The sequence below is a fragment of the Mycobacterium sp. IDUB_39 genome (assembly GCF_055419205.1).
The window spans coordinates 1122935-1143166 of record NZ_JBVAXF010000001.1; the positions used below are offsets into that span (position 1 = coordinate 1122935).

At 68.7% G+C, this 20232-nt stretch carries 14 protein-coding genes; 7 read left to right on the forward strand and 7 right to left on the reverse strand.

Annotation, left to right across the window (positions count from 1 at the left end; translation table 11 throughout):
• Positions 1–27: 27 nt before the first annotated feature.
• Positions 28–951 carry a TIGR03564 family F420-dependent LLM class oxidoreductase gene (locus ACZY0X_RS05245; protein WP_463768537.1) on the reverse strand — a complete coding sequence of 308 codons (924 nt, stop codon included), beginning with the start codon at positions 949–951 and terminating at the stop codon, positions 28–30.
• 54 nt (positions 952–1005) lie between these two features.
• Between ACZY0X_RS05245 and ACZY0X_RS05250 the strand changes: the two genes are divergently transcribed.
• Positions 1006–2124, forward strand: a complete 1119-nt coding sequence (locus ACZY0X_RS05250; protein WP_463768538.1) for a TDT family transporter — start codon at positions 1006–1008, stop codon at positions 2122–2124.
• 9 nt (positions 2125–2133) lie between these two features.
• On the opposite strand, the gene ACZY0X_RS05255 is transcribed toward ACZY0X_RS05250, so the two are convergent.
• Both ACZY0X_RS05255 and ACZY0X_RS05260 read right to left on the reverse strand, forming a co-directional pair.
• Positions 2134–2574, reverse strand: coding sequence for an SRPBCC family protein (locus ACZY0X_RS05255; protein WP_463768539.1), 441 nt, complete (start codon positions 2572–2574; stop codon positions 2134–2136).
• Positions 2575–2734: 160 nt separating this feature from the next.
• Positions 2735–4036 (reverse strand): acetyl-CoA C-acetyltransferase, encoded by a 1302-nt coding sequence (locus ACZY0X_RS05260; protein ID WP_241401676.1) that lies wholly within the window; start codon positions 4034–4036, stop codon positions 2735–2737.
• Between the two features lie 169 nt (positions 4037–4205).
• Here ACZY0X_RS05260 and ACZY0X_RS05265 point away from each other — a divergent pair, with 169 nt between their 5' ends.
• Positions 4206–5570, forward strand: a complete 1365-nt coding sequence (locus ACZY0X_RS05265) for a 3-oxoacyl-ACP reductase (RefSeq protein ID WP_463768540.1) — start codon at positions 4206–4208, stop codon at positions 5568–5570.
• Entirely contained in the window at positions 5567–6436 is an 870-nt protein-coding gene (locus ACZY0X_RS05270) for a MaoC/PaaZ C-terminal domain-containing protein (RefSeq protein WP_463768541.1), read from the forward strand. Before ACZY0X_RS05265 ends, ACZY0X_RS05270 begins: the two co-directional genes overlap by 4 nt.
• Here ACZY0X_RS05270 and ACZY0X_RS05275 read toward each other — a convergent pair.
• The 3 genes from ACZY0X_RS05275 to ACZY0X_RS05285 are packed head-to-tail and all read right to left on the reverse strand — an operon-like array spanning position 6433 to position 10122.
• Positions 6433–8274 carry an ABC transporter ATP-binding protein gene (locus tag ACZY0X_RS05275; RefSeq protein ID WP_463768542.1) on the reverse strand — a complete coding sequence of 614 codons (1842 nt, stop codon included), beginning with the start codon at positions 8272–8274 and terminating at the stop codon, positions 6433–6435. The two genes, ACZY0X_RS05270 and ACZY0X_RS05275, sit on opposite strands and share 4 nt — an antisense overlap.
• A 20-nt stretch (positions 8275–8294) precedes the next feature.
• Positions 8295–8918, reverse strand: coding sequence for a TetR/AcrR family transcriptional regulator (locus ACZY0X_RS05280; protein ID WP_241401680.1), 624 nt, complete (start codon positions 8916–8918; stop codon positions 8295–8297).
• Between the two features lie 13 nt (positions 8919–8931).
• Complete coding sequence (locus tag ACZY0X_RS05285; protein ID WP_463768781.1) at positions 8932–10122, reverse strand: glycoside hydrolase family 3 N-terminal domain-containing protein; 1191 nt, start codon at positions 10120–10122, stop codon at positions 8932–8934.
• A 51-nt stretch (positions 10123–10173) separates the two neighbouring features.
• On the opposite strand from ACZY0X_RS05285, the gene ACZY0X_RS05290 reads away from it, so the two are divergent.
• Positions 10174–10347 carry a DUF2613 domain-containing protein gene (locus ACZY0X_RS05290; protein ID WP_241401682.1) on the forward strand — a complete coding sequence of 58 codons (174 nt, stop codon included), beginning with the start codon at positions 10174–10176 and terminating at the stop codon, positions 10345–10347.
• Positions 10348–10354: 7 nt separating this feature from the next.
• Complete coding sequence (locus ACZY0X_RS05295) at positions 10355–14671, forward strand: alpha-(1->3)-arabinofuranosyltransferase (RefSeq protein ID WP_463768543.1); 4317 nt, start codon at positions 10355–10357, stop codon at positions 14669–14671.
• On the opposite strand, the gene ACZY0X_RS05300 is transcribed toward ACZY0X_RS05295, so the two are convergent.
• Positions 14570–15796 carry a nucleotide disphospho-sugar-binding domain-containing protein gene (locus ACZY0X_RS05300; protein WP_463768544.1) on the reverse strand — a complete coding sequence of 409 codons (1227 nt, stop codon included), beginning with the start codon at positions 15794–15796 and terminating at the stop codon, positions 14570–14572. The genes ACZY0X_RS05295 and ACZY0X_RS05300 overlap by 102 nt on opposite strands.
• Before the next feature lie 149 nt (positions 15797–15945).
• Between ACZY0X_RS05300 and ACZY0X_RS05305 the strand changes: the two genes are divergently transcribed.
• Positions 15946–19104, forward strand: coding sequence for an ATP-binding protein (locus ACZY0X_RS05305; RefSeq protein ID WP_463768545.1), 3159 nt, complete (start codon positions 15946–15948; stop codon positions 19102–19104).
• Between the two features lie 79 nt (positions 19105–19183).
• Positions 19184–20167, forward strand: a complete 984-nt coding sequence (locus tag ACZY0X_RS05310) for a phosphotriesterase family protein (protein WP_463768546.1) — start codon at positions 19184–19186, stop codon at positions 20165–20167.
• Positions 20168–20232 lie beyond the last annotated feature (65 nt).

The following is a 20232-nucleotide window of genomic DNA, read 5'->3' on the forward strand; positions in this document are numbered from 1 at the left end:
CGTCGGTCTGGGGTCTGGCGTCCTGGGCTAGGCGTCGAGCTGGCGCAGCAGCGCACGGGTACGGGCGCGGCCCTCGGGCGATGCGTCGAACGTCGCGCCGACGTACTCGTCCACGCCGGCCTCGCGAAGCTCGTTGAGCCGTCCCGTCACCTCTGCCTCATCGCCGATGATGGCGGCGTCCTCGGGGCCTGCGTAACCCTCGCGATCGAGCATCGCGCGGTACGACGGCAGGTACCCGTACATCGAGAACAGCTCGGCGGCCTGCTTGCGTGCGCCATCCACATCGTCGGTGACGCTGATCGGCAGGGCGGCGACGACCCGGACGGAGCCCTCGGGGCGACCCGCGTCGGCCGCCGCCTGGCGCAGCGCCGGAGAGACGTGCCCCGACAACGTCTTCGGCCCCGTCATCCAGGTGCAGGTGCCAGAGGTGCGCCTGCCCGCGATCTTGAGCAGTTGGGGACCCAGCGCCGCGATGTAGACGTCGACCGGCGGCGCGTCGATCATCAGCGCACCGCACGTGGTGACCGTCTCCCCCCTCGCCTCGGCGGGCTGACCGGCCAGCAGGGGCAGCAACCCGTCGAGGTACTCGTTGAGCCTGCGCACCGGCTTGTCCCACGGGATGCCCCACATCCCCTCGGTGACGGCCTGGTGCGTCATCCCGAGGCCGAGGACGAACCTGCCTCCCGACACCAGGCTGACGGTGAGTGCGCGCTGTGCCATCTGCATCGGGTGCTGGTTCTGGATCGGCACCACACCGCTGGCGACCTCGATGGTGTCGACCTCGCGTAGCGCGACGGCCAGAACCGTGAGAAGGTCTGGCTCGTAGGGCATTTGGCTCATCCACACCCGTTTGAAGCCCTCGTCCCGATACAGCGTGAGATTGGCAATAGTTGAGTCGATCGGCGATCCGATTCCCGCGCCGCTGAGTTGCCCGAACATACTGAACTGCATGATCCACACACTCCCACAAGTCGCCAACTGCCAAGCCCTGTTCGACATCGAACGATGACCACCGAGGTGGAGCGGTTGAGGCACTTCGGCCCGAACTGGTTCGCGTCGGTGATGGGCACGGGAATCGTGGCGACGGCGGGCGCGACGCTGCCGTTGCGCGTGCCCGGACTGCACGTCTTCTCCCTGGTTGTGTGGGTGGTCGCCGCGGTGCTGCTCGTCGTGCTGATCGTCGCGGTGACGGTCCAGTGGTCACGGCATCCGACGGTGGCCCGCGGCCACGCCCACAACCCGCAGATGGCGCACTTCTACGGCGCCGCGCCCATGGCGTTCATGACGGTCGGGACCGGCGCTCTGCTGGTGGGCAAGGATCTGATCGGTGAACGCCTGGCCGTCGACCTGGCCTGGATCCTGTGGACGACGGGCACAGTCGGTGGCCTGTTCACCGCGATGACCATCCCGTACCTGATGTTCACCCAGCTCAATGTCGGGCCCGACGCGGCGTTCGGCGGGTGGCTGATGCCCGTGGTGCCGCCGATGGTGTCGGCGGCCAGCGGTGCCCTGCTCATCCCGCATATGGCACCGGGCACGGGGCGCACCACCATGCTCTACGGCTGCTACGCCATGTTCGGGCTGTCACTGATCGCCGCGCTGATCATCATCTCCCTGATCTGGAGCCGGCTCGCGCACTACGGGACGTCGGGAACGGCGCGCGTTCCGACGCTGTGGATCGTGCTGGGCCCGTTGGGGCAGGGCATGACGGCCGCGGGTCTGCTCGGCACGCAGGCGGCCCTGGCCGTGTCACCCGACCTGGCGTCGGGCATGGCGATCTTCGCGATCCTCTTCGGGGTTCCGGTGTGGGGTTTCTCCGTGCTGTGGATCGCGCTGGCCACCGCGCTGACGGCCCGCACGATGCGCCGCGGCATGCCGTTCGCGCTGACGTGGTGGAGTCTGACGTTCCCGGTCGGCACCTTCGTCACCGGCACCACGCAGCTCGCGGTGCACACCGAGCTTCCCGCGTTCAAGGTCGCGGCCGTCGTCGCCTATGCCTGCCTGCTGTGTACGTGGGCCCTGGTGGCCGTGCGCACGACGGGCGGCAGCTTCGGCGGCAGCCTGTTCCAGCCACCGGCGGCCACCGGGCCGATCACCGCGTTCAAGGACCAGCCCGCCACCTAGCCGTTTGCCCTAGCCGTGTTGCCCCTCGAGCGCCTTCGCGCAGCCGGCGAGGACGGCCTCGAAGCTCATCCGGAGCAGCGGCGCACTGGCCTTCTCGAACGGCCTGCCGCCCGCGCGGGCCGGATGGGTGTAGGAGGTCACCCAGTCGACGTGGGTGCCGTCCCCGGTGGGGGTGAACGTGAGCGTGCCGCCGTCGTGATCGAAGGCGGGGAACGACCGCACGATCAGGTAGGAGTAACTGCGCGGCGCGTCATAGGCCGTGATCTCCTCGCGGAACCACATGCCGAGCCCGGTCACCTCCCGCAGCGCACCGGCTCCGGGTACCGCGCCCCTGGCCCACGCCGCCTTGAACACCAAGGGAGCGGCTTTGAGACTGGCTGGGTCGGCCAGCCACTCGAAGACCCGTTCCGGCGACGCTGCGATGGTGCGTTCCACATGAAGGTGGACCATGAGGACGAGCGTAACGCCGCGCGATGGGGGCCGGAAAAAGTTAGTGCCCCGTGTTGCCGTCGGGTCGGGGGGTCAGACGGCAACACGGAGCTAATGGATGTATCGCCGGGCCCTTCGGGAGCGTTACACCGCCCGCAGAAGTTTTTTCGCCCGAGCTTTCCTAGGCCTCCAGGATTGCCGTCACACCCTGCCCACCTGCGGCGCAGATGGAGATCAGGCCGCGTGCCGGCTGCCCAGTCGCAGCCTTCTTCTCGGCGAGCTGCTTGGCCAACTGGGCCACGATGCGCCCGCCGGTCGCGGCGAACGGATGTCCGGCGGCCAGCGAGGATCCGTTGACGTTGAGCTTGGTGCGGTCAATGGACCCGAGCGCAGCGTCCAGGCCGAGCCGTTCCTTGCAGTACTCGTCGGACTCCCATGCCGCCAGCGTCGCCAGCACCACCGAGGCGAATGCCTCGTGAATCTCGTAGAAGTCGAAGTCGCCCAGTGTCAGGCCGTTGCGGGCCAACAGCCGCGGCACGGCGTACGTCGGCGCCATCAACAGGCCGTCGTCACCGTTGACGTAGTCGACCGCCGCGGTCTCGCCGTCGACGAAGTAGGCCAGCACGGGCAGGTTGCGCTCGGCGGCCCACTCCTCGGTCGCCAGCAGCGACACCGACGCCCCGTCGGTGAGCGGCGTGGAGTTGCCTGCCGTCATGGTCGCGTCGCCCGATTTGGCGCCGAACACCGGCTTGAGCGTGGCCAGCTTCTCCGCCGACGAGTCCGGGCGCAGGTTGTTGTCGCGGTACAGGCCCAGGAACGGCGTGACCAGATCGTCGAAGAAGCCGCGGTCATAGGCGGCGGCCATGTTGCGGTGGCTGGCGGCGGCGAGCTCGTCCTGATCGACGCGCTTCACGCCCATCTTCTTGGCGGTGATCGCGGCGTGATCGCCCATCGACAGCCCGGTGCGGGGTTCGCCGTTGGTCGGAATCTCGACGCCGACCGCCGCTGGCAGCTTGCCGACGAGCTTGAGCCTGTCGAGGTTGGACTTGGACCGGCGCAGCCCAAGCAGCACGCGACGCAGATCGTCACCGAACGCGATCGGCGCATCCGATGTGGTGTCCACACCACCGGCGGCGCCGGAGTCGTACTGACCCAGCGCGATGGCGTTGGCCACCGCGATCGTCGACTGCAGACCCGTGCCGCAGGCCTGCTGAAGGTCGTAGGCAGGCGTGTATGGGGACAGCGCACTGCCGAGCACGCACTCACGCATCAGGTTGAAGTCGCGGCTGTGCTTGAGCACCGCGCCGCCCACCACCGCTCCGAGCCGCTCGCCCTCGAGGTGGAACCGCTCGATGAGCCCACCGAGCGCTGCGGTGAACATGTCCTGGTTCGACGCGTTGGCGTAGGCGCCGTCCGAGCGCGCGAAGGGGATCCTGTTGCCGCCGATGATGGCCACGCGGCGGGCCGTCCTGTTCTCAGCCACTTCTACCTCTTCGGTGTCTAGGGGTGTCGAGCGTCATACTACCCACCGTTCTTACTCTGGAGTAAGTTCGTGATGGACGCGACAGTGCGGGTACACAATCGCGGGTACACAAACGTCTGTACCCCCTGCTCGTAACGACACACCAGGTTCTTCTCCGAAAGGCAGCGACGTGGCTACCGATTTCCTGTCCCAAGTGGTCAACTCCGGGCCCGGCTCATTTCTGGCCAAGCAGCTCGGCATCCCCCAGCCCCAGGAACTGCGCCGGTATCGCGCGGGCGAGCCGCCCCTGGCCGGGTCGCTGCTGATAGGCGGTGACGGTCGCATCGCCGAGCCGCTGCGAAGCGCGCTGGCCGACGACTACGAACTGGTCCGCAACAACATCGGTGGACGCTGGGCCGACACGTTCGGCGGCCTGCTCTTCGACGCCACCGGCATCACCACACCCGAGGGCCTCAAGGCGCTGCACCAGTTCTTCACCCCGGTGCTGCGCAACCTCGGCGCCTCCGGTCGCGTGGTCGTGGTCGGCACCACCCCCGATGAGATCACCGACGTCGACGAGCGCATCGCCCAGCGGGCGCTGGAGGGTTTCACGCGCTCTCTCGGCAAGGAGTTGCAGCGCGGCGCGACGATCGGCCTGGTGTACGTCACCGCTGACGCCAAGCCCGCCGCGACCGGACTCGAGTCGACCGTGCGCTTCCTGCTGTCGGCGAAGTCGGCCTACGTCGACGGGCAGGTGTTCTACGTGGGATCCGCCGACTCGCAGCCGCCCGCCGACTGGGACAAACCACTCGACGGCAAGGTCGCCCTGGTCACCGGCGCTGCCCGTGGCATCGGCGCCAAGATCGCCGAGGTGTTCGCGCGGGACGGCGCGAAGGTCGTGGCGATTGACGTCGATCAGGCTGCCGAGGCGCTCGCCGAGACGGCGACCAAGGTCGGAGGCACCGCGCTGACACTCGACGTGACCGCCCCCGACGCCGTCGACCGCATCACCGAGCACCTGCGCGAGCACTACGGGGACTTCAACGGAGGCCACGCCGACGTCCTGGTCAACAACGCGGGCATAACCCGTGACAAGCTGCTGGCCAACATGGACGACGCCCGCTGGGACTCCGTCGTCGCCGTCAACCTCCTTGCCCCGCAACGTCTTGCCCAGGGCCTGGTGGACAACGGCACGATCGGCGCGGGCGGCCGGATCGTCGGGCTGTCGTCGATGGCGGGTATCGCGGGCAATCGCGGCCAGACCAACTACGCCGCCACCAAGGCAGGCATGATCGGCATGACACAGGCGCTGGCACCCGTGTTCGCCGAGAAGGACATCACCATCAACGCCGTCGCGCCGGGCTTCATCGAGACCAAGATGACCGACGCGATCCCGCTGGCCACGCGCGAGGTGGGCCGCCGGCTCAACTCGTTGTTCCAGGGCGGTAAGCCCGTCGACGTCGCCGAGGCCATCGCCTACTTCGCGAGCCCCGCGTCGAATGCCGTGACCGGCAACACGATCCGGGTGTGCGGCCAGGCGATGTTGGGCGCATGAGCAACACCAGCGAACAGCCCAATGGGCTCATGAACATGGTGCGGGCCGCCGCGGGCGCCGTGCCGTTCGTCTCGCGCGCCTTCGGCTCGCGTGGCAGCGGTGTGCCCGATCGCACCGTCACGGTTGAGGGTCTCGCGATCGATCCGGCCAACGTCGCCGAGTACGCCGCCGTGACCGGTCTGCGGTTCGGCGACACCGTGCCACTGACCTACCCGTTCGCACTGACCTTTCCGTCGGTGATGTCATTGGTCAGCGGATTCGACTTCCCGTTCGCCGCCATGGGTTCGGTGCACGTCGAGAACAAGATCACGCAGTACCGGCCGATCCGGGTCACCGACGTCGTCGACATCGAGGTGCACGCGGAGAATCTCCGCGAGCACCGCAAGGGCCTGCTGGTCGATGTGATCACCGAGGTGTCGGTGGGCAACGACCTCGTCTGGCAACAGGTCACCACCTTCCTGCATCAGCAGCGCACCAGCCTGTCCGACGAGCCCAAGCCCGAACCCAAGAGGCAGCCCAAGCTGGGACCGCCGAACTCGACTCTGAGGATCACGCCAAGCCAGATCCGGCACTATGCGTCAGTCGGTGGCGACCACAATCCCATCCACACCAACTCATTGGGCGCCAAGCTGTTCGGCTTCCCGACGGTTATCGCACACGGTATGTTCAGCGCCGCCGCGGTGCTGGCCAACATCGAGGGCCGGCTACCCGACGCGGTCGAGTACTCCGTGCGCTTCGGTAAGCCTGTGCTGCTACCCGCGCGCGCCGGCCTGTACGTCGAGCGCACCGGTGACGGATGGGATCTGGTGCTGCGCAACCTGTCGAAGGGCTACCCGCACCTGACGGCGACGCTGCGTCCGCTCTAACGCTGCCTCTGGGCCTCGTACAGACGCTTGTACAGCCCGCCCTCGGCCAACAGCGTGCGATGGTCACCCTGCTGCACGACGCGGCCGTCCTCGAGGACGAGGATCCGGTCCGCCACCGCGGCAACGAAGTCCATGTCGTGGCTGACCACGAGGCAGGTGCGATCCCGCGCGTAATCACGGATCACGCCGGTCAGTCGCGTCCGCTGGTCGGCGTCCAGGTTCTCCGTCGGCTCGTCGAGCAGTAACACCTCGGGCTGACGTAACAGGCAGCGCGCCAAGGCGATCAGCCGTTTCTGCCCACCCGACGGCACCTGAACGTCGATCACCGTGTCGTAACCGTCGTGCATCTTGGTCGGGTCGACGATGATCGAGTGGACGTGAGCGTGTTTGCACGCCGCCTCGACGTCGGCGTCGCTGGCCGTCGGCCGAGCCAACCGGACGTTCTCGCGGATGGTGTCCCTGACGAAGAACGGAAACTGGGCGAGCTTCGAGACGTTCTCGCGCAGCGAGGCACTCGTGACGTCGCCGATATCGTGACCGTCGAGCAGGATTCGGCCGCGCTGCGGATCGTAGAAGCGCAGCAGCAGGTTGAACACCGTCGACTTACCCGATCCGATACCGCCGACGAGCGCCACCGTCTCGCCCTCCGCGATGGAGAACGACAGCCCGTCGAGGACCTTCTGCCCGGGCGTGTAACCGAAGGTCACGTCGTCGAACACGAGGTTCCCGTGGACCTCACCGAGCACGACGGCGTTCGGTCGGTCCCGCACCGACGGCTGGGTGTCGAGCAGCTCGTACGTCGACACCACGGCCGGCGACACGGACTGATAGGTGGTGTAGGCACCCAGAATCCGTTGCGCCGCACCGAACATCGTGGGGACCATCCCGGCGAAGACCAGCAGCCCCGCGAACGTCAGGCCGAAGCTCGAGCTGAACCCGATGCCGACCAGCAGCACCACGACGGAGCTGATCGCCACGAACACCTGGGACACGTTCGCCGTGGCCTGCATCCACACCGCGCTCAAAGCCGAGTTCTTTGCGGCAGTGTCCGACACCTCGTGAAACCGACTGCTGCGCAGGGGCTGTGCGTTGAGCATCTGGATCTCGGCGATACCGCTCACCGTCTGCTCGAGTTCGGCACCCATCGCCCGATCAGCGATCAGCGTCCGCTGCATCACCCGCTGGACGTTGCGCCCGGCAAGCCTCAGCATCACCATGGCCAGCGGTGTGAGGATCAACGCGGCGACGGTCATCTGCCACGAGATCGCGATCAGATAGGCGACCGCGACGGCCACCACGACCACGTCTATGAGCGGCGGCAGCAGGCAGTCTGTGAGAAGCCTTTGCACACCGGCGGATTCGGACATCACCCGCTGCATCAGCGCACCGACGTGCGATGTGGAGAAGAAGTCCAGCGACAGCGTCTGGAGGTGATCGTGCACTCGCTGCCGAATGTCGGTGACGAGAACCCTTTCCACCTTCGCGCCCACAAGCGCGGTGACGAAGTACATCAGCTGAGCCAGCAGCACCGACGCGCCCCACGTCGCCAGGAGCACCGCGAACGGCACCGCGCCTGCCACTTCGGCGAGCAGTCCGTCGGATCGGGCGACCAGCGGGCCCCGCAAATCCCACACCTCAGCCAGGTTTCCGCTCGTCGCCGCATCGGCGACAACCTGCATCATGGGACCGAAGACCGCGACGGTGACATACGGCAGCGCCGACGCGATAACGCCGAGCACCAGCAGCGCCACGATGGGCCCGCGCACCGCCTTGAGCATGCTCACGCTGCGCACTATCAGCGCAGCGGCCGTCGGTTGCGCCGCCTTGACCTCGGCCACCCCGATCCCCCCGTTCGTCGCTAGCCCGCCGAGATCGAGGGCGAGTCCTTGTCCGTGGGCCGCCCCTTGAGGCCGCGCCAGAACAGGTTGATCATCAGCTCCGCGGCGTCGTTGACGTCGGTGTCACCCGTACTCACCCGATTGGCGACGGCCTCGCCCGCACCGACCAGCGCCACGGCCATCATGTCGAAGTCGGTGTCCGGTTCCGGGTTTCGCGTACCGGTCAGCAGGAGTCGGCCGACCAGGTCGACGATGCGCTCGCGACCCTCGCGAACGGTGTGGGCGAAGGCCTGCGAGCTGGTCGCCTGGGTGTAGAGCACTATCCACGACGACCGGTTCTCATCGATGTAGCTCAGGAACGACACCACCGCGGTGCGCAGCAGATCTCTTGGCGCCTGGGCGAAGTCGATGTTCGCGCGCACCGAGTCGACGAACCTGGCCAGCTCGCGGTCCAGGCAGGCGCCGAACAACTCCTCCTTGGAGCCGTAGTAGAGATACAGCATCGGCTTGGAGATCTCCGCCTGCGCGGCGATCGCGTCCATCGACGTCTCGTGGTAGCCGTTCACCGAGAACATCTGGACGGCGGCGTCGAGCATCTGCTGCTCGCGCACCGCGCGCGGCAACCGCTTCGTTCCACCTGCCATCAGTTCACTCCGCCTACTGTCCGCACCTCGGAGAGCGACCCTTCATGCCTGCCACCTTCAGCACCGAGCCATCCACCCGGCCCATGTCCAACTCGCCGCCCTCGACCGCGCTCTCGAGCCGATCGAGCACCGCGGAAACCTCACCGGTGCTCACCCACAGTGCGACGTCCGCACCGGCCTGCAGTGACCGCAGGACGGCCTCGGCCACGCCGTAGCGCTGGTTGATCGCACCCATGCTGGAGAGGTCGTCGGTGTACACCAGGCCACCGAACGGCGGGCCGCCGTAGCCGCCGGACCGAAGCAGACCGTAGGCCGCGGGGCTCAGGCTGGCCGGGTCCGAACCCGTCAGCCCGGGAACCTGCATGTGCCCGACCATCACCGCGACCGGGGCAGCAGTGGTGAGTGCGCCGTAGGGCACCAGATCGTTGGCCTTCAGATCGTCCAGGGGCGGTGTGACGACACCACCGTCGTGTGAGTCGCCCGAGGAGTTGCCGTGGCCGGGGAAGTGCTTGAGCACCGGAAGCAGACCCGCGTCACGCAGTCCCTGCGCGTAGGCGCCGGCGTACTCGATGACCTTGCCCGGGTCGGAGCCGAACGACCGGTCACCGATGACCTCGTCGTCGGACTCGCTGGTGACGTCCACGACGGGCGCGAAGTCGACGTTGATGCCGAGGTTGCGCATCGCCGCTCCGCGCTGCTGGGCGATGTCGTGGACCTCCTGCGGCGTGCGGGTCTGGGCCAGCACGCGCGGTGAGGGCTGCGACCCGATGAGACCCGACAACCGCTGCACGCGACCGCCCTCCTCATCGACGCTGACGGCGGGAGGCAGCGGCGCCGCGGTATCGGCCAGCTTGGGCACCGTGCCGTCGGACAGCATCGACAGGTCGGTCCAGCTCCCGATGAAGATGCCGCCGACGTGATGGTCGTTGACCACCGATCGGGCGTCGGCGGCGTCGGTCACCCCCACCATCAGCAGCTGCGCGAGCTTGTCACGCGTCGACAGCGCCGCGAGCAGCTCCTGTCCGGCACCGCACGCGGGCACACCCGGCGTCGGTGGAGTCGACGTCGACGTCGACAGCGGGGTTGCCGATGCCGTTGCCCCTGACGGCTCAGATTCGGGCGCCTGCGCCGAACGAACCTCCGACGAACACGCCGTCAGAGCCGACACGGCAACCAGTGCGAGTAATGCGCGGGTCCCTCCCAGTGACACAGCCATGGACACCGAGGTTAACGGTCACCGTGCTAGTTTGGCCGGGTGGATCGGTTCGTCTTGCCCGCAGCGGCCAGCATCGTGGTCGGCTTGCTTCTCGGGGCGGCGGCCATCTTCGGGTTGACCCTGATGGTCCAGCAGGACACCAAGCCCCCCGTGCAGGCAGGCGATCCCGCATCGTCGGTGCTCAACAGGGTCGAGTACGGCGAACGTACCTAGTACCCGGGTGGCGCAGCTCCTGCCCGCCCCATCTGACTCTCCGCCCCTAGCCCGTCGCTGGTTGTGGGCGGTCTGCGCCGTCGCGCTGACCCTGAGTTTCGCGCAGTCACCCGGACAGATATCACCCGACACCAAGCTCGACCTCACGGCCAATCCACTGCGTTTCCTGGCCCGCGCCGCGAACCTCTGGAACAGCGATCTGCCGTTCGGGCAGGCCCAGAACCAGGCCTACGGGTACCTGTTCCCGCACGGCGCGTTCTTCCTCGCCGGTGACGTGCTCGGCCTGCCCGGCTGGGTGACACAGCGGCTGTGGTGGGCGCTGCTCCTGGTCGTGGGCTTCTGGGGGCTGCTGCGGGTCGCCGAGGCGCTCGGCATCGGGACGACGAGCTCACGGGTCATCGCGGCCATCGCGTTCACCCTGTCTCCTCGGGTGCTGACGACGCTCGGGGCGATCTCATCGGAGGCACTGCCGATGATGCTCGCCCCGTGGGTGCTGCTTCCGGTGATCCTGGCCCTGCGCGGCTCGGGGGACGTCCGGGTACTCGCGGCCCGATCCGCCGTTGCGGTCGCTCTCATGGGCGCAGTCAATGCCGTCGCCACCCTGACCGGGTGCCTGGTCGCGGTGATCTGGTGGGCCGCACATCGCCCGAACCGGCTGTGGTGGCGCTTCACCGCATGGTGGGCGCTGTGCACCGCGCTCGCCGTGACGTGGTGGGTCATCGCCCTGTTCATGCTCGGCCGGATCAGCCCGCCGTTCCTCGACTTCATCGAGTCCTCCGGTGTCACCACCCAGTGGCTGTCATTGACCGAGATGCTGCGCGGCACCTTCAGCTGGACACCCTTCGTCGCGCCAAGCGCCACCGCAGGCGCCTCGCTGGTGACGGGATCCGTCGCGGTGCTCGCGACCACGCTGGTGGCCGCCGCCGGCCTGGCCGGGCTGGCGATGCGGTCCATGCCCGCGCGGGGCAGGCTCATCGCGATCCTGTTCGTCGGGCTGGTCGTGCTGGCGGCGGGTTACTCCGGCCAGTTGGGCTCACCGATCGCCGCCCAGGTGCAGGCGTTCCTCGACGGCTCCGGGACGCCGCTGCGCAATGTCGCCAAGCTGGAACCGCTGCTGCGCCTGCCGATAGCGCTTGGTCTCGCGCATCTCCTGGGCCGCATCCCGCTGCCGGGGAGCAGCCCTGTCAGCGTGTGGTTGCCCGCGTTCACCCACCCCGAGCGGGAAAAGCGGGTGGCCGTCGGCATAGTCGTGCTCGTCGCGCTGACGGCGGGCACGTCGCTGGCCTGGACGGGCCGCCTCGCCCCGCCCGGCGGGTTCACGGAGATCCCCGACCACTGGCATGCCGCCGCGGCGTGGCTGGACGACAACAACTTCCCCGATCCCGGCCGGGTGCTGGTGGTGCCCGGGGCGCCATTCGCCACCCAGGTGTGGGGCAACAGCCGTGACGAACCCCTGCAGGTTCTGGGCTCCAGCCCGTGGGGTGTGCGCGACTCCATCCCCCTGACCCCGCCGCAGACGATCCGTGCGCTGGACTCGGTCCAGCGACTGTTCGCCGCGGGCCGCCCATCCGACGGACTGGCCGAAACGCTGGCACGTCAAGGCATTTCGTACGTGGTCCTGCGCAACGATCTCGATCCCGACACATCGCGTTCGGCGCGGCCGCTGCTGGTGCACCGCGCCATCGACGGATCGCCGGGTCTGGAGCGAGTCGCCGAGTTCGGCGACCCCATCGGTCCGGGAACACTGGACGGGTTCATCACCGACAGCGGGCTGCGGCCGAGCTACCCCGCGGTGGAGATCTACCGCGTGACCGGATCGGTGCCCGTGCGGCCATACCTCGCCGACGTCGATGCGATGGCCCGCGTCGACGGCGCCCCGGAGTCGCTGCTGCGCCTCGACGAACGGCGGCGTCAACTCGGCCAGCCTCCGCTGGGCCCCATGCTGCTGACGTCCGACGCCGAGCGTGCCGGGCTGCCCGTTCCCTTGGTCACGGTCACCGACACCCCGGCCGCGCGGGAGACCGATTACGGCCGCGTCGATGACCACTCGTCGGCGATCCGCACGCCCGATGACGCCCGCCGCACCTTCAACCGCGTCCGGGACTACCCCGCACCCGGCACCGACGAGGTGTACGCGAAGTGGCCCGGCGGCCGGATCACGGTGTCGAGTTCGGCGGCGGACTCGACGGCGCTGCCCAACGTGGCACCCGCGACGGGGCCCGCCGCGGCGATCGACGGCGACACCTCGACGAGCTGGGTGTCGAACTCGCTGCAGTCGGCCCTGGGGCAGTGGCTCCAGGTCGACTTCGACCGCCCCATCGCCAACGCCACGGTCACCATCACGCCCAGCGCCACCGCCGTGGGAGCACAGGTCCGTCGCATCGAGGTGTCGACGGCCAACGGCACGAGCACGCTGCGGTTCGAGGAGCCGGGTAAACCGCTGGCCGCAGCCCTGCCGTACGGCGAGACGCCATGGGTGCGTTTCACCGCTGTCGGCACTGATGACGGCTCCGCGGGCGTCCAGTTCGGCATCACCGACTTCACGGTCACTCAGTACGACGCGTCGGGCTACGCGCAGCCGGTGAACCTGCGCCACACCGTCGAGGTGCCCGGCCCGCCAGCGGGATCCAAAGTGGCGCAATGGGATCTGGGGTCAGAGCTGCTTGGCCGCCCCGGCTGCGCCGACGGGCCCATCGGCGTGCTGTGCGCGGCCTCCATGGCGCTGTCACCGGAGGAGCCGGTGAACATGAGCCGGACACTGACGGTGCCCGAGCCGACGTCGGTGACACCGACGGTGTGGGTGCGGGCGCGACAGAGCCCCAACCTCGCCGACCTGATCCGTGAGCCGGGCACGACCCGCGCGGTGGGCGACGCCGACCCGATCGACGTGCTCGGCTCGGCGTACGCCGCCACCGACGGTGACCCGCGTACCTCCTGGACGGCGCCGCAGCACACGGTGCAGAACCGCAACGGCGCCAATCTCGAACTGCGCCTGCCGAAGCCGACCGATGTCACCGCGCTGCGCCTGACCCCGAGCGCCACTCCCCTGCCCGCGCATCCAACGCTGGTGGCCGTCGATCTCGGGGACGGCCCGCAGGTGCGCACGCTCGATCCCCGCGGCGGCACCCAGACGGTGCAGCTGCACCCGCGACGAACCGACGTGGTGAAACTGTCGATCCTCGGCTGGGACGACGTCATCGACCGCACCGCACTCGGATTCGATCAGGTGAAGCCGCCCGGCCTCGCCGAGGTCGCCGTCCTCGACGGCCGCGGTGCACCGGTCGCCGCGGCCGATGCCGCGCGCAACCGCGGCCGCGTGATCAGCCTGCCGTGCGGCAAGGGACCCATCATCGGCATGGCCGGACAGTTCCTTCAGACCTCGGTTGAGACACGCGTCGGTGATCTCCTCGACGGGCGCCCGATCGCCGCGAAGCCATGCCTGTCGGGACCCATCGAACTGCCCGCGGGGCAACAGGAACTGGTGGTCAGCCCTGGCCCGGCCTTCGTTGTCGACGGTGTCCAACTCGCCACACCCCTGGCTGCGGACGTGACCACTGCACCGACGACACCTGCCGATGTGACCCGCTGGAGTAACGACCGCCGCGAACTCAACATCACCGCAGCCGACTCCGAACGCGTGCTGGTGGTGCCCGAGAGCGTCAACCCGGGATGGATCGCGCGGGGACCCGACGGTAGCGCCCTGTCCCCGGTGACCGTGAACGGTTGGCAGCAGGGCTGGGTGCTGCCCTCGGGGACCTCGGGCGCGGTGACGCTCGAGTTCGCGTCGAACGCGCTCTACCGCGCCGGACTGTTCGGTGGACTCGCGCTGTTGCCGGTCCTGCTGTTGTTGGCGTTGCTGCCGGCACGCCGCGTACCTCGTAGCGGGGAACCCGAACCCGCCGCGCAGACCTGGCACCCGACGGCGCTGGTCGCCGGCGCGGCGGTGCTCGGCATCGGGGTCGTGATCGCCGGGATCTCCGGCGTGGCGGTGGCCGCCGCATGCGTTGGCGCCCGGTACGCGCTGCGCGGGTGGGCAGCCCTGGACCGGGCGACGGTTCTCGTCACAGCGGGTGGTCTGACCCTGGCGGGAGCGGTGCTGAGCCAGGACCCGTGGCGCTCCGTCGACGGTTACATCGGACACTGGTGGGGCGTGCAGTTGCTGGCCCTGATCAGTGTCTGCGCGTTGGCGGCGTCGACCATCCCGCTGCACAGAGACGATGAACTACCGCCCGAGGAAACGACTTTCGATGATGTCGGCTCCTCGGCAGACACCACCGGCGGCACGGAACCCGGTGGCGACCCGCCGCGCACCGCTGGTCAGTGACCGCGCCCGCACGATACTGGCCCTCAGTCGCGCAGGTGTGAGCCTGCGTGCCGGGAGCCGGGTGCCGCACCGTGCCACCTCGACGTGGCGGGCGACTTCGAACTGGTCACGACCAAAGGGAACGACACAGACGGGAACGCCGCGTGCCAGCGCCTTCTGGGTGGCGCCCATCCCGCCGTGCGTGACTGCGCAGACGGCGTGCTCCAACACCGCTGCGTGCGAGACGAACTCGACAGCGGTGGCGTTCGTAGGCAACGTGAGGGAATCCGGCACACCGCACGGGAACGTCGCGACAACGTGCACCGGCTCATCGGCCATGGCCTCGATCGCCGCGAGGCCGAGCACCGAGTCACCCTGTCGCTCTGACGATGTCGTCACCAGCACCAGGGGACGCTCGATCGCCTGCAGCCAGCCCGGTGGCGGCCCGGGGTCGTCGAGTTCGCACGGCCCGATCATGGCCAACCGCCCACCGTCGTCCGATCTCGGGTAGTCGAACGGCGGCGCGCTGGCGACCAGCGCCAGCGGCGCCCGGCGGAACAGCTCGTCAGTGGTTCCGACCGCCGGTAGCGACAGCGCCGTCCGGAGCGCTCCGACAGCCGGCATCATCGCCTTCGACACCGGCCGACCGACCACGGGATCGAGCAGTCGGTCGCGAAGCCTCCCCGGCCAGCCCGGCCAGGGTCGCAAGCCCGGCCCGAACGGAGGAATGCCGGGTGAGCGCGGGAACGGAAAGTACGGCCAGAAGGTCAACCACGGCAGGCCCGACGACTCGGCGGCCGCCGCGGCCCCCCAACAGTTGGCGTCGATGACGAGTGCGTCGGGATCGGTGTCGCCGATCGCGGCGCGTAGATCGTCGACCTCGAGCGGCGCCCGACGACCAAACACCTCGAGCGCAACCCGCAGTGCCGCGCGCTCAGAGGTCTGCATCCAGTCGGTCATCTCGATTGCCTCGATGCGGGCGTCCACCGGTGCCGCGGCCATACCGGCGCGACGAACCACGGGCACCCCACTCGCCGCCGTTCGCACCTCGACGCGGTGGCCACGACGTGCCAACTCGGCCAGGAGCGCGGACATCGGCAGTAGGTTTCCCAGTGCCGGTGACGTGTAGGCCAAAAACGTCGCCATCACACCGCTCCCCATGACGGTGCCAGGCCCGATCTGGCCTGTACAGGGCACATGATGCTCCTCGCGGAGCCCCGGTATCGGATTTCCGCTCGGTTGGCCTCACCACGTTCTAGTCTTGAACCGCTGGTCGCATACAGCAGGACATCGAAATGGCGCCGGGGCAGACTTCGTGTGCAACATGTGGAACCGAGCCTCGGCCCGGCGCTCGATTCTGCGACGCGTGCGGGGCGCCCATCTCGCGCCTGGCCGCCCCAACGGAGCACAAACAGGTCACCGTCCTGTTTGCCGACGTCGTGCGGTCAATGGACCTCGCCGCGACGCTCGACGCCGAAGTGCTCCGCGACGTGATGAGCGAGTTGTTCAGTCACTGCGGTGCGGTGGTCGAGCGGCTCGGCGGCACCGTCGACAAGTTCACCGGCGACGGGATCATGGCGCTCTTCGGTGCGCCGATCGCGATGGAGGATCACGCGGTGCGGGCCTGTCTGGCCGCATTGGAGGTGCAGCGGGAGGCTCGGCGGCTGTCCGAGGGCGTCCTGAATCGTGACGGTGTCGGCTACGACCTGCGGGTCGGGCTCAACTCTGGTGACGTCATAACCGGCCAGATCGGCTCCGGCCCAACCAGTTACACCGCCGTCGGGGTGCACGTCGGGATGGCGCAGCGGATGGAGTCGGCTGCGCAGCCGGGTGGCGTGATGATCAGCGAGTCGACGGCCCGGTTGGTCGAACGCATCGCCGACCTCGGCGAACCCGAGCTGGTCACGATCAAGGGCCAGCAGGCACCGGTGTTGGCCAGGCGGTTACTGGCCGTCGGTGTCAGGCACGAACCGTCCGATCGTCGGCCCTCCACGCTCATCGGACGTCAACGTGAGGCCGATGCGTTGGGGACGCTTCTCGACGGTGCCGCGGCGGGGTCGGGTTGCGTCGTCGGTATCGCCGGTCCGGCGGGTATGGGCAAGAGCCGCATCGCATCGGAGGTCACGTCCGCGGCAGTACGACGAGGAATCCGGACGGCCACGACGTTCTGCGAGTCACATGCCAGCGAGGTCCCGTTCTACGTCGTGGCACGCCTGCTGCGCAATGCGCTCGCCGTCGGGAACGGGCAGCGGCCGCACGCCGCTGAACCGGGAGACGTGGAGCTACTCGAGGAGCTGTTCGGTGTCCGGACCGGCCCTGCCAATCCGACCCTGTCGGCCGATGCCAGGCGTCGGCGTCTGGCTCAGATGCTGGCCGCGGAGCTGATCCATGCCGGCGCGCCCACGGTGTTCGTCATCGAGGACGCGCACTGGATCGACGCCGTCAGCGAGGCCCTGTTGGTCGAGGTGTGCGCCCTGGTTCCGGAGGCCTCGGCGATGGTTCTGGTGACCTATCGCCCGGAGTACCGCGGAGAACTCCTGAACACGCCTGCACTGCAGCTATTTCCGCTCGCGCCGCTGGACCGCGCACAGTCGCTGACACTCGCCGAGGAACTCATGGGTTCAGACCCCTCGCTGAGCGGGCTGATCCGGCAGGTGGTCTCCCGCGCGGCGGGCAACCCGTTCTTCGTCCACGAGATCGTCCGGGATCTCGCGGCTCGCGACGTTCTCGCCGGCGCTCCGGGTGCCTATGTCCTGCGGGGCGATCCGACCGACATCACCGTCCCCGCAACCCTTCAGGTCGCGATCGCGGCCCGCATCGACCGCCTTGAACCCGACGCCAAGCGGCTGCTCAACGCGGCGGCCCTGGCGGGCTCACAGTTCACCGCCGACCTGCTGGCCGACACCCTGACGGCCACCGAGAGCAGCATCCAATCCGGGCTCGACAAACTCGTCGCGGCCGAACTGATCCAGCCCGCCGCCACCGCGCCGACGGCTGAGTACGCGTTCGGCCACCCGCTGATTCGCGCCGTCGCGAGTGAGTCGCAGCTGCGTTCCGTGCGCGCCTCGGTGCACCGGCGGCTCGCCTCGACCATCGAGACCCGCAGCGGGCCCGATCCCGATCACAACGCCGCACTGATCGCGACACACCTGGAGTCGGCTGGCGACCTGCTCGACGCGTTCATGTGGCACTTGCGCGCGGGCGCGTGGTTCACCAATCGAGACATCAGCGCCGCGCGCACCAGCTGGCAGCAGGCCAGTGCGGTCGCCGATCGGATGCCGGCCGGCGAACCCTACCGGGACCTGATGCGCATCACGCCCCGATCGCTGCTGTGTGGCAGCTCGTGGCGTGCTGGCGGCAGCGTCGCCGATGCGGGTTTCGAGGAGTTGGATCGGCTGTGCCGCGACGCCGACGCACCGATTCCCCTGGCGATGGGCATGGCAGGCCACATGTCCGCGCTCTCGGTGCACGCCCGAGCACGGGAGTCCGCCGCACTCGCCCCGCAGTACGAGGCCCTCGTCGAGTCGATTGGCGACCCCAGCGTGACGACGGGGCTGCTCTTCGCCGCCATCTACGCCAACCACCTGACTGGTGACACGGCCGAGGCGCTGCGGCTGGCGCAGCGGGTGATCGACCTGTCGGCGGGGGATCCGATCAGGGGCAACTTCCTCACCGGATCGCCGTTGGCCTTCGCGACCGCGATGCGGGCCGCCGCGAAGTGCGGTCTCGGTCGCGATGGCTGGTTACAGGACTTCGACGACGCGAATCGCCTTGCGCGCGGCGCCGACCCGACCACGTACGTCTCGACGGTGATGTTCAAGTACTCGGTGGGCATCTCGGTCGGCGCACTGGTCGTCGACGACACCGCGCGATGCGAGACCGCCGAGGCGCTCGAGATTGCGCTGGCGTTCAGCGAGGACATGGCGCTCGGTCTCGCGCAGGTCGCTCGTGGCCTGGTGCTGGTGCACTCCGGTGACGACGCCGACCGCGCGCACGGTTTCGAACTGCTCGCCTCGGCACGCGCGCTGGCCGACGCCGACCGGTACTCGGCCAACGAGGTACGACTGATCGAGATCGAGGAGGCGGCCCAGTGCGCCCGGTCCGGTGACCTCGACCATGCGATCGAGACGGCAGCCCAGGTTGCGGTGACGCTGGTCGAGACCGGTATGCCGCTGTATCTGGGTCACGCCACGACGGTGCTCGTCACCGCGCTGCTTGGCCGCGCAGCGGACGGGGACGTGGCACAGGCCAGGTCGGCGGTGGACCGACTGGCGGATTTCACGGGGCCGTCCACCGTCGGCTTCCACGAACTGCCGTTGGTGCGGCTGCGCGCCCTGTTGACTCGCGCCGAGGGTGACGACACGGGCTACCAGCGATTGGCGAATCGCTATCGGCGCATGGCCCACGAACGGGGGTATGTGGGTCACGCGCTCATCGCGGACTCCATGGGTTGATTCGCAGCATCGATCAAAACCAGCCCGGGACAGGCGAATCCACCCGTAGCATCGCGAGGGTCGGCGATGGGAGCATCGGATGAGCGAGTTGACGCTGAACACGGCTCGGGGCGCGATTGACGCCTCGAGCCTCGGCGTGACCCTCATGCACGAGCACGTCTTCATCATGTCCACCGAGATCATGGCGAACTATCCGGAGGCCTGGGGTGACGGCGCCAAGCGCGAGGCCGACGCGATCGTGCGCCTCAACGAACTCAAGTCCCGTGGCGTCGACACCATCGTCGATCTCACCGTGCTCGGCCTGGGCCGCTACATTCCGAGGATCGCGCGGATCGCCGCGGCCACCGAGCTGAACATCGTGGTCGCCACCGGCCTCTACACCTACAACGACGTGCCGATGTACTTCCACTATCTGGGCCCGGGGGCGGCGCTGGGCGGACCCGAGATCATGACCGAGATGTTCGTCCGCGACATCGAGCACGGTATCGCCGACACCGGTGTCAAGGCCGCAATCCTCAAGTGCGCCACCGATGAGCCGGGTGTCACGCCGGGTGTCGAGCGCGTGCTGCGCGCGGTCGCGCAGGCGCATCGGCAGACCGGCGTGCCCATCTCCACCCACACTCACGCGGCGAGCCGGCGAGGCCTGCAACAGCAGGCCATCTTCGCCGAGGAGGGCGTCGACCTCACCCGCGTGGTGATCGGGCATTCCGGGGACACCACCGATATCGCCTACCTCGAGGAACTCATAGCGAATGGGTCCTATATCGGGATGGATCGGTTCGGCCTCGATGCCTACCTGTCCACCGCGGACCGAGTCGCGACCGTCGCGACCATGTGCGAGCGCGGCCACGCCGACAGGATGGTGCTATCGCACGACGCGTCCTGCTACTTCGACGCGCTGCCCGAGGCGACGCTGCCGATCGCGTTGCCGAATTGGCACTACCTGCACATCCACAACGACGTCATCCCGGCGCTGCGGGCGCGCGGTGTCACCGATGAACAGTTGACGACAATGCTGGTTGACAATCCCCGACGGATCTTCACCGCGCAGGGCGGTCACTAGCGCGCGACGGCAGGCCCCGGCTGGCCCCACTCACGAGACTGCACTCACGCAACGAAAGTGCGAGT

Bases quoted from the DNA above. Each gene is read 5' to 3' on its own strand.
- ACZY0X_RS05280 (WP_241401680.1), bottom strand. From the start codon at position 8,918: ATGGCAGGTGGAACGAAGCGGTTGCCGCGCGCGGTGCGCGAGCAGCAG.
- ACZY0X_RS05250 (WP_463768538.1), top strand. From the start codon at position 1,006: ATGACCACCGAGGTGGAGCGGTTGAGGCACTTCGGCCCGAACTGGTTC.
- ACZY0X_RS05300 (WP_463768544.1), bottom strand. From the start codon at position 15,796: ATGGCGACGTTTTTGGCCTACACGTCACCGGCACTGGGAAACCTACTG.
- ACZY0X_RS05245 (WP_463768537.1), bottom strand. From the start codon at position 951: ATGCAGTTCAGTATGTTCGGGCAACTCAGCGGCGCGGGAATCGGATCG.
- ACZY0X_RS05255 (WP_463768539.1), bottom strand. From the start codon at position 2,574: ATGGTCCACCTTCATGTGGAACGCACCATCGCAGCGTCGCCGGAACGG.
- ACZY0X_RS05270 (WP_463768541.1), top strand. From the start codon at position 5,567: ATGAGCAACACCAGCGAACAGCCCAATGGGCTCATGAACATGGTGCGG.
- ACZY0X_RS05310 (WP_463768546.1), top strand. From the start codon at position 19,184: ATGAGCGAGTTGACGCTGAACACGGCTCGGGGCGCGATTGACGCCTCG.
- ACZY0X_RS05305 (WP_463768545.1), top strand. From the start codon at position 15,946: ATGGCGCCGGGGCAGACTTCGTGTGCAACATGTGGAACCGAGCCTCGG.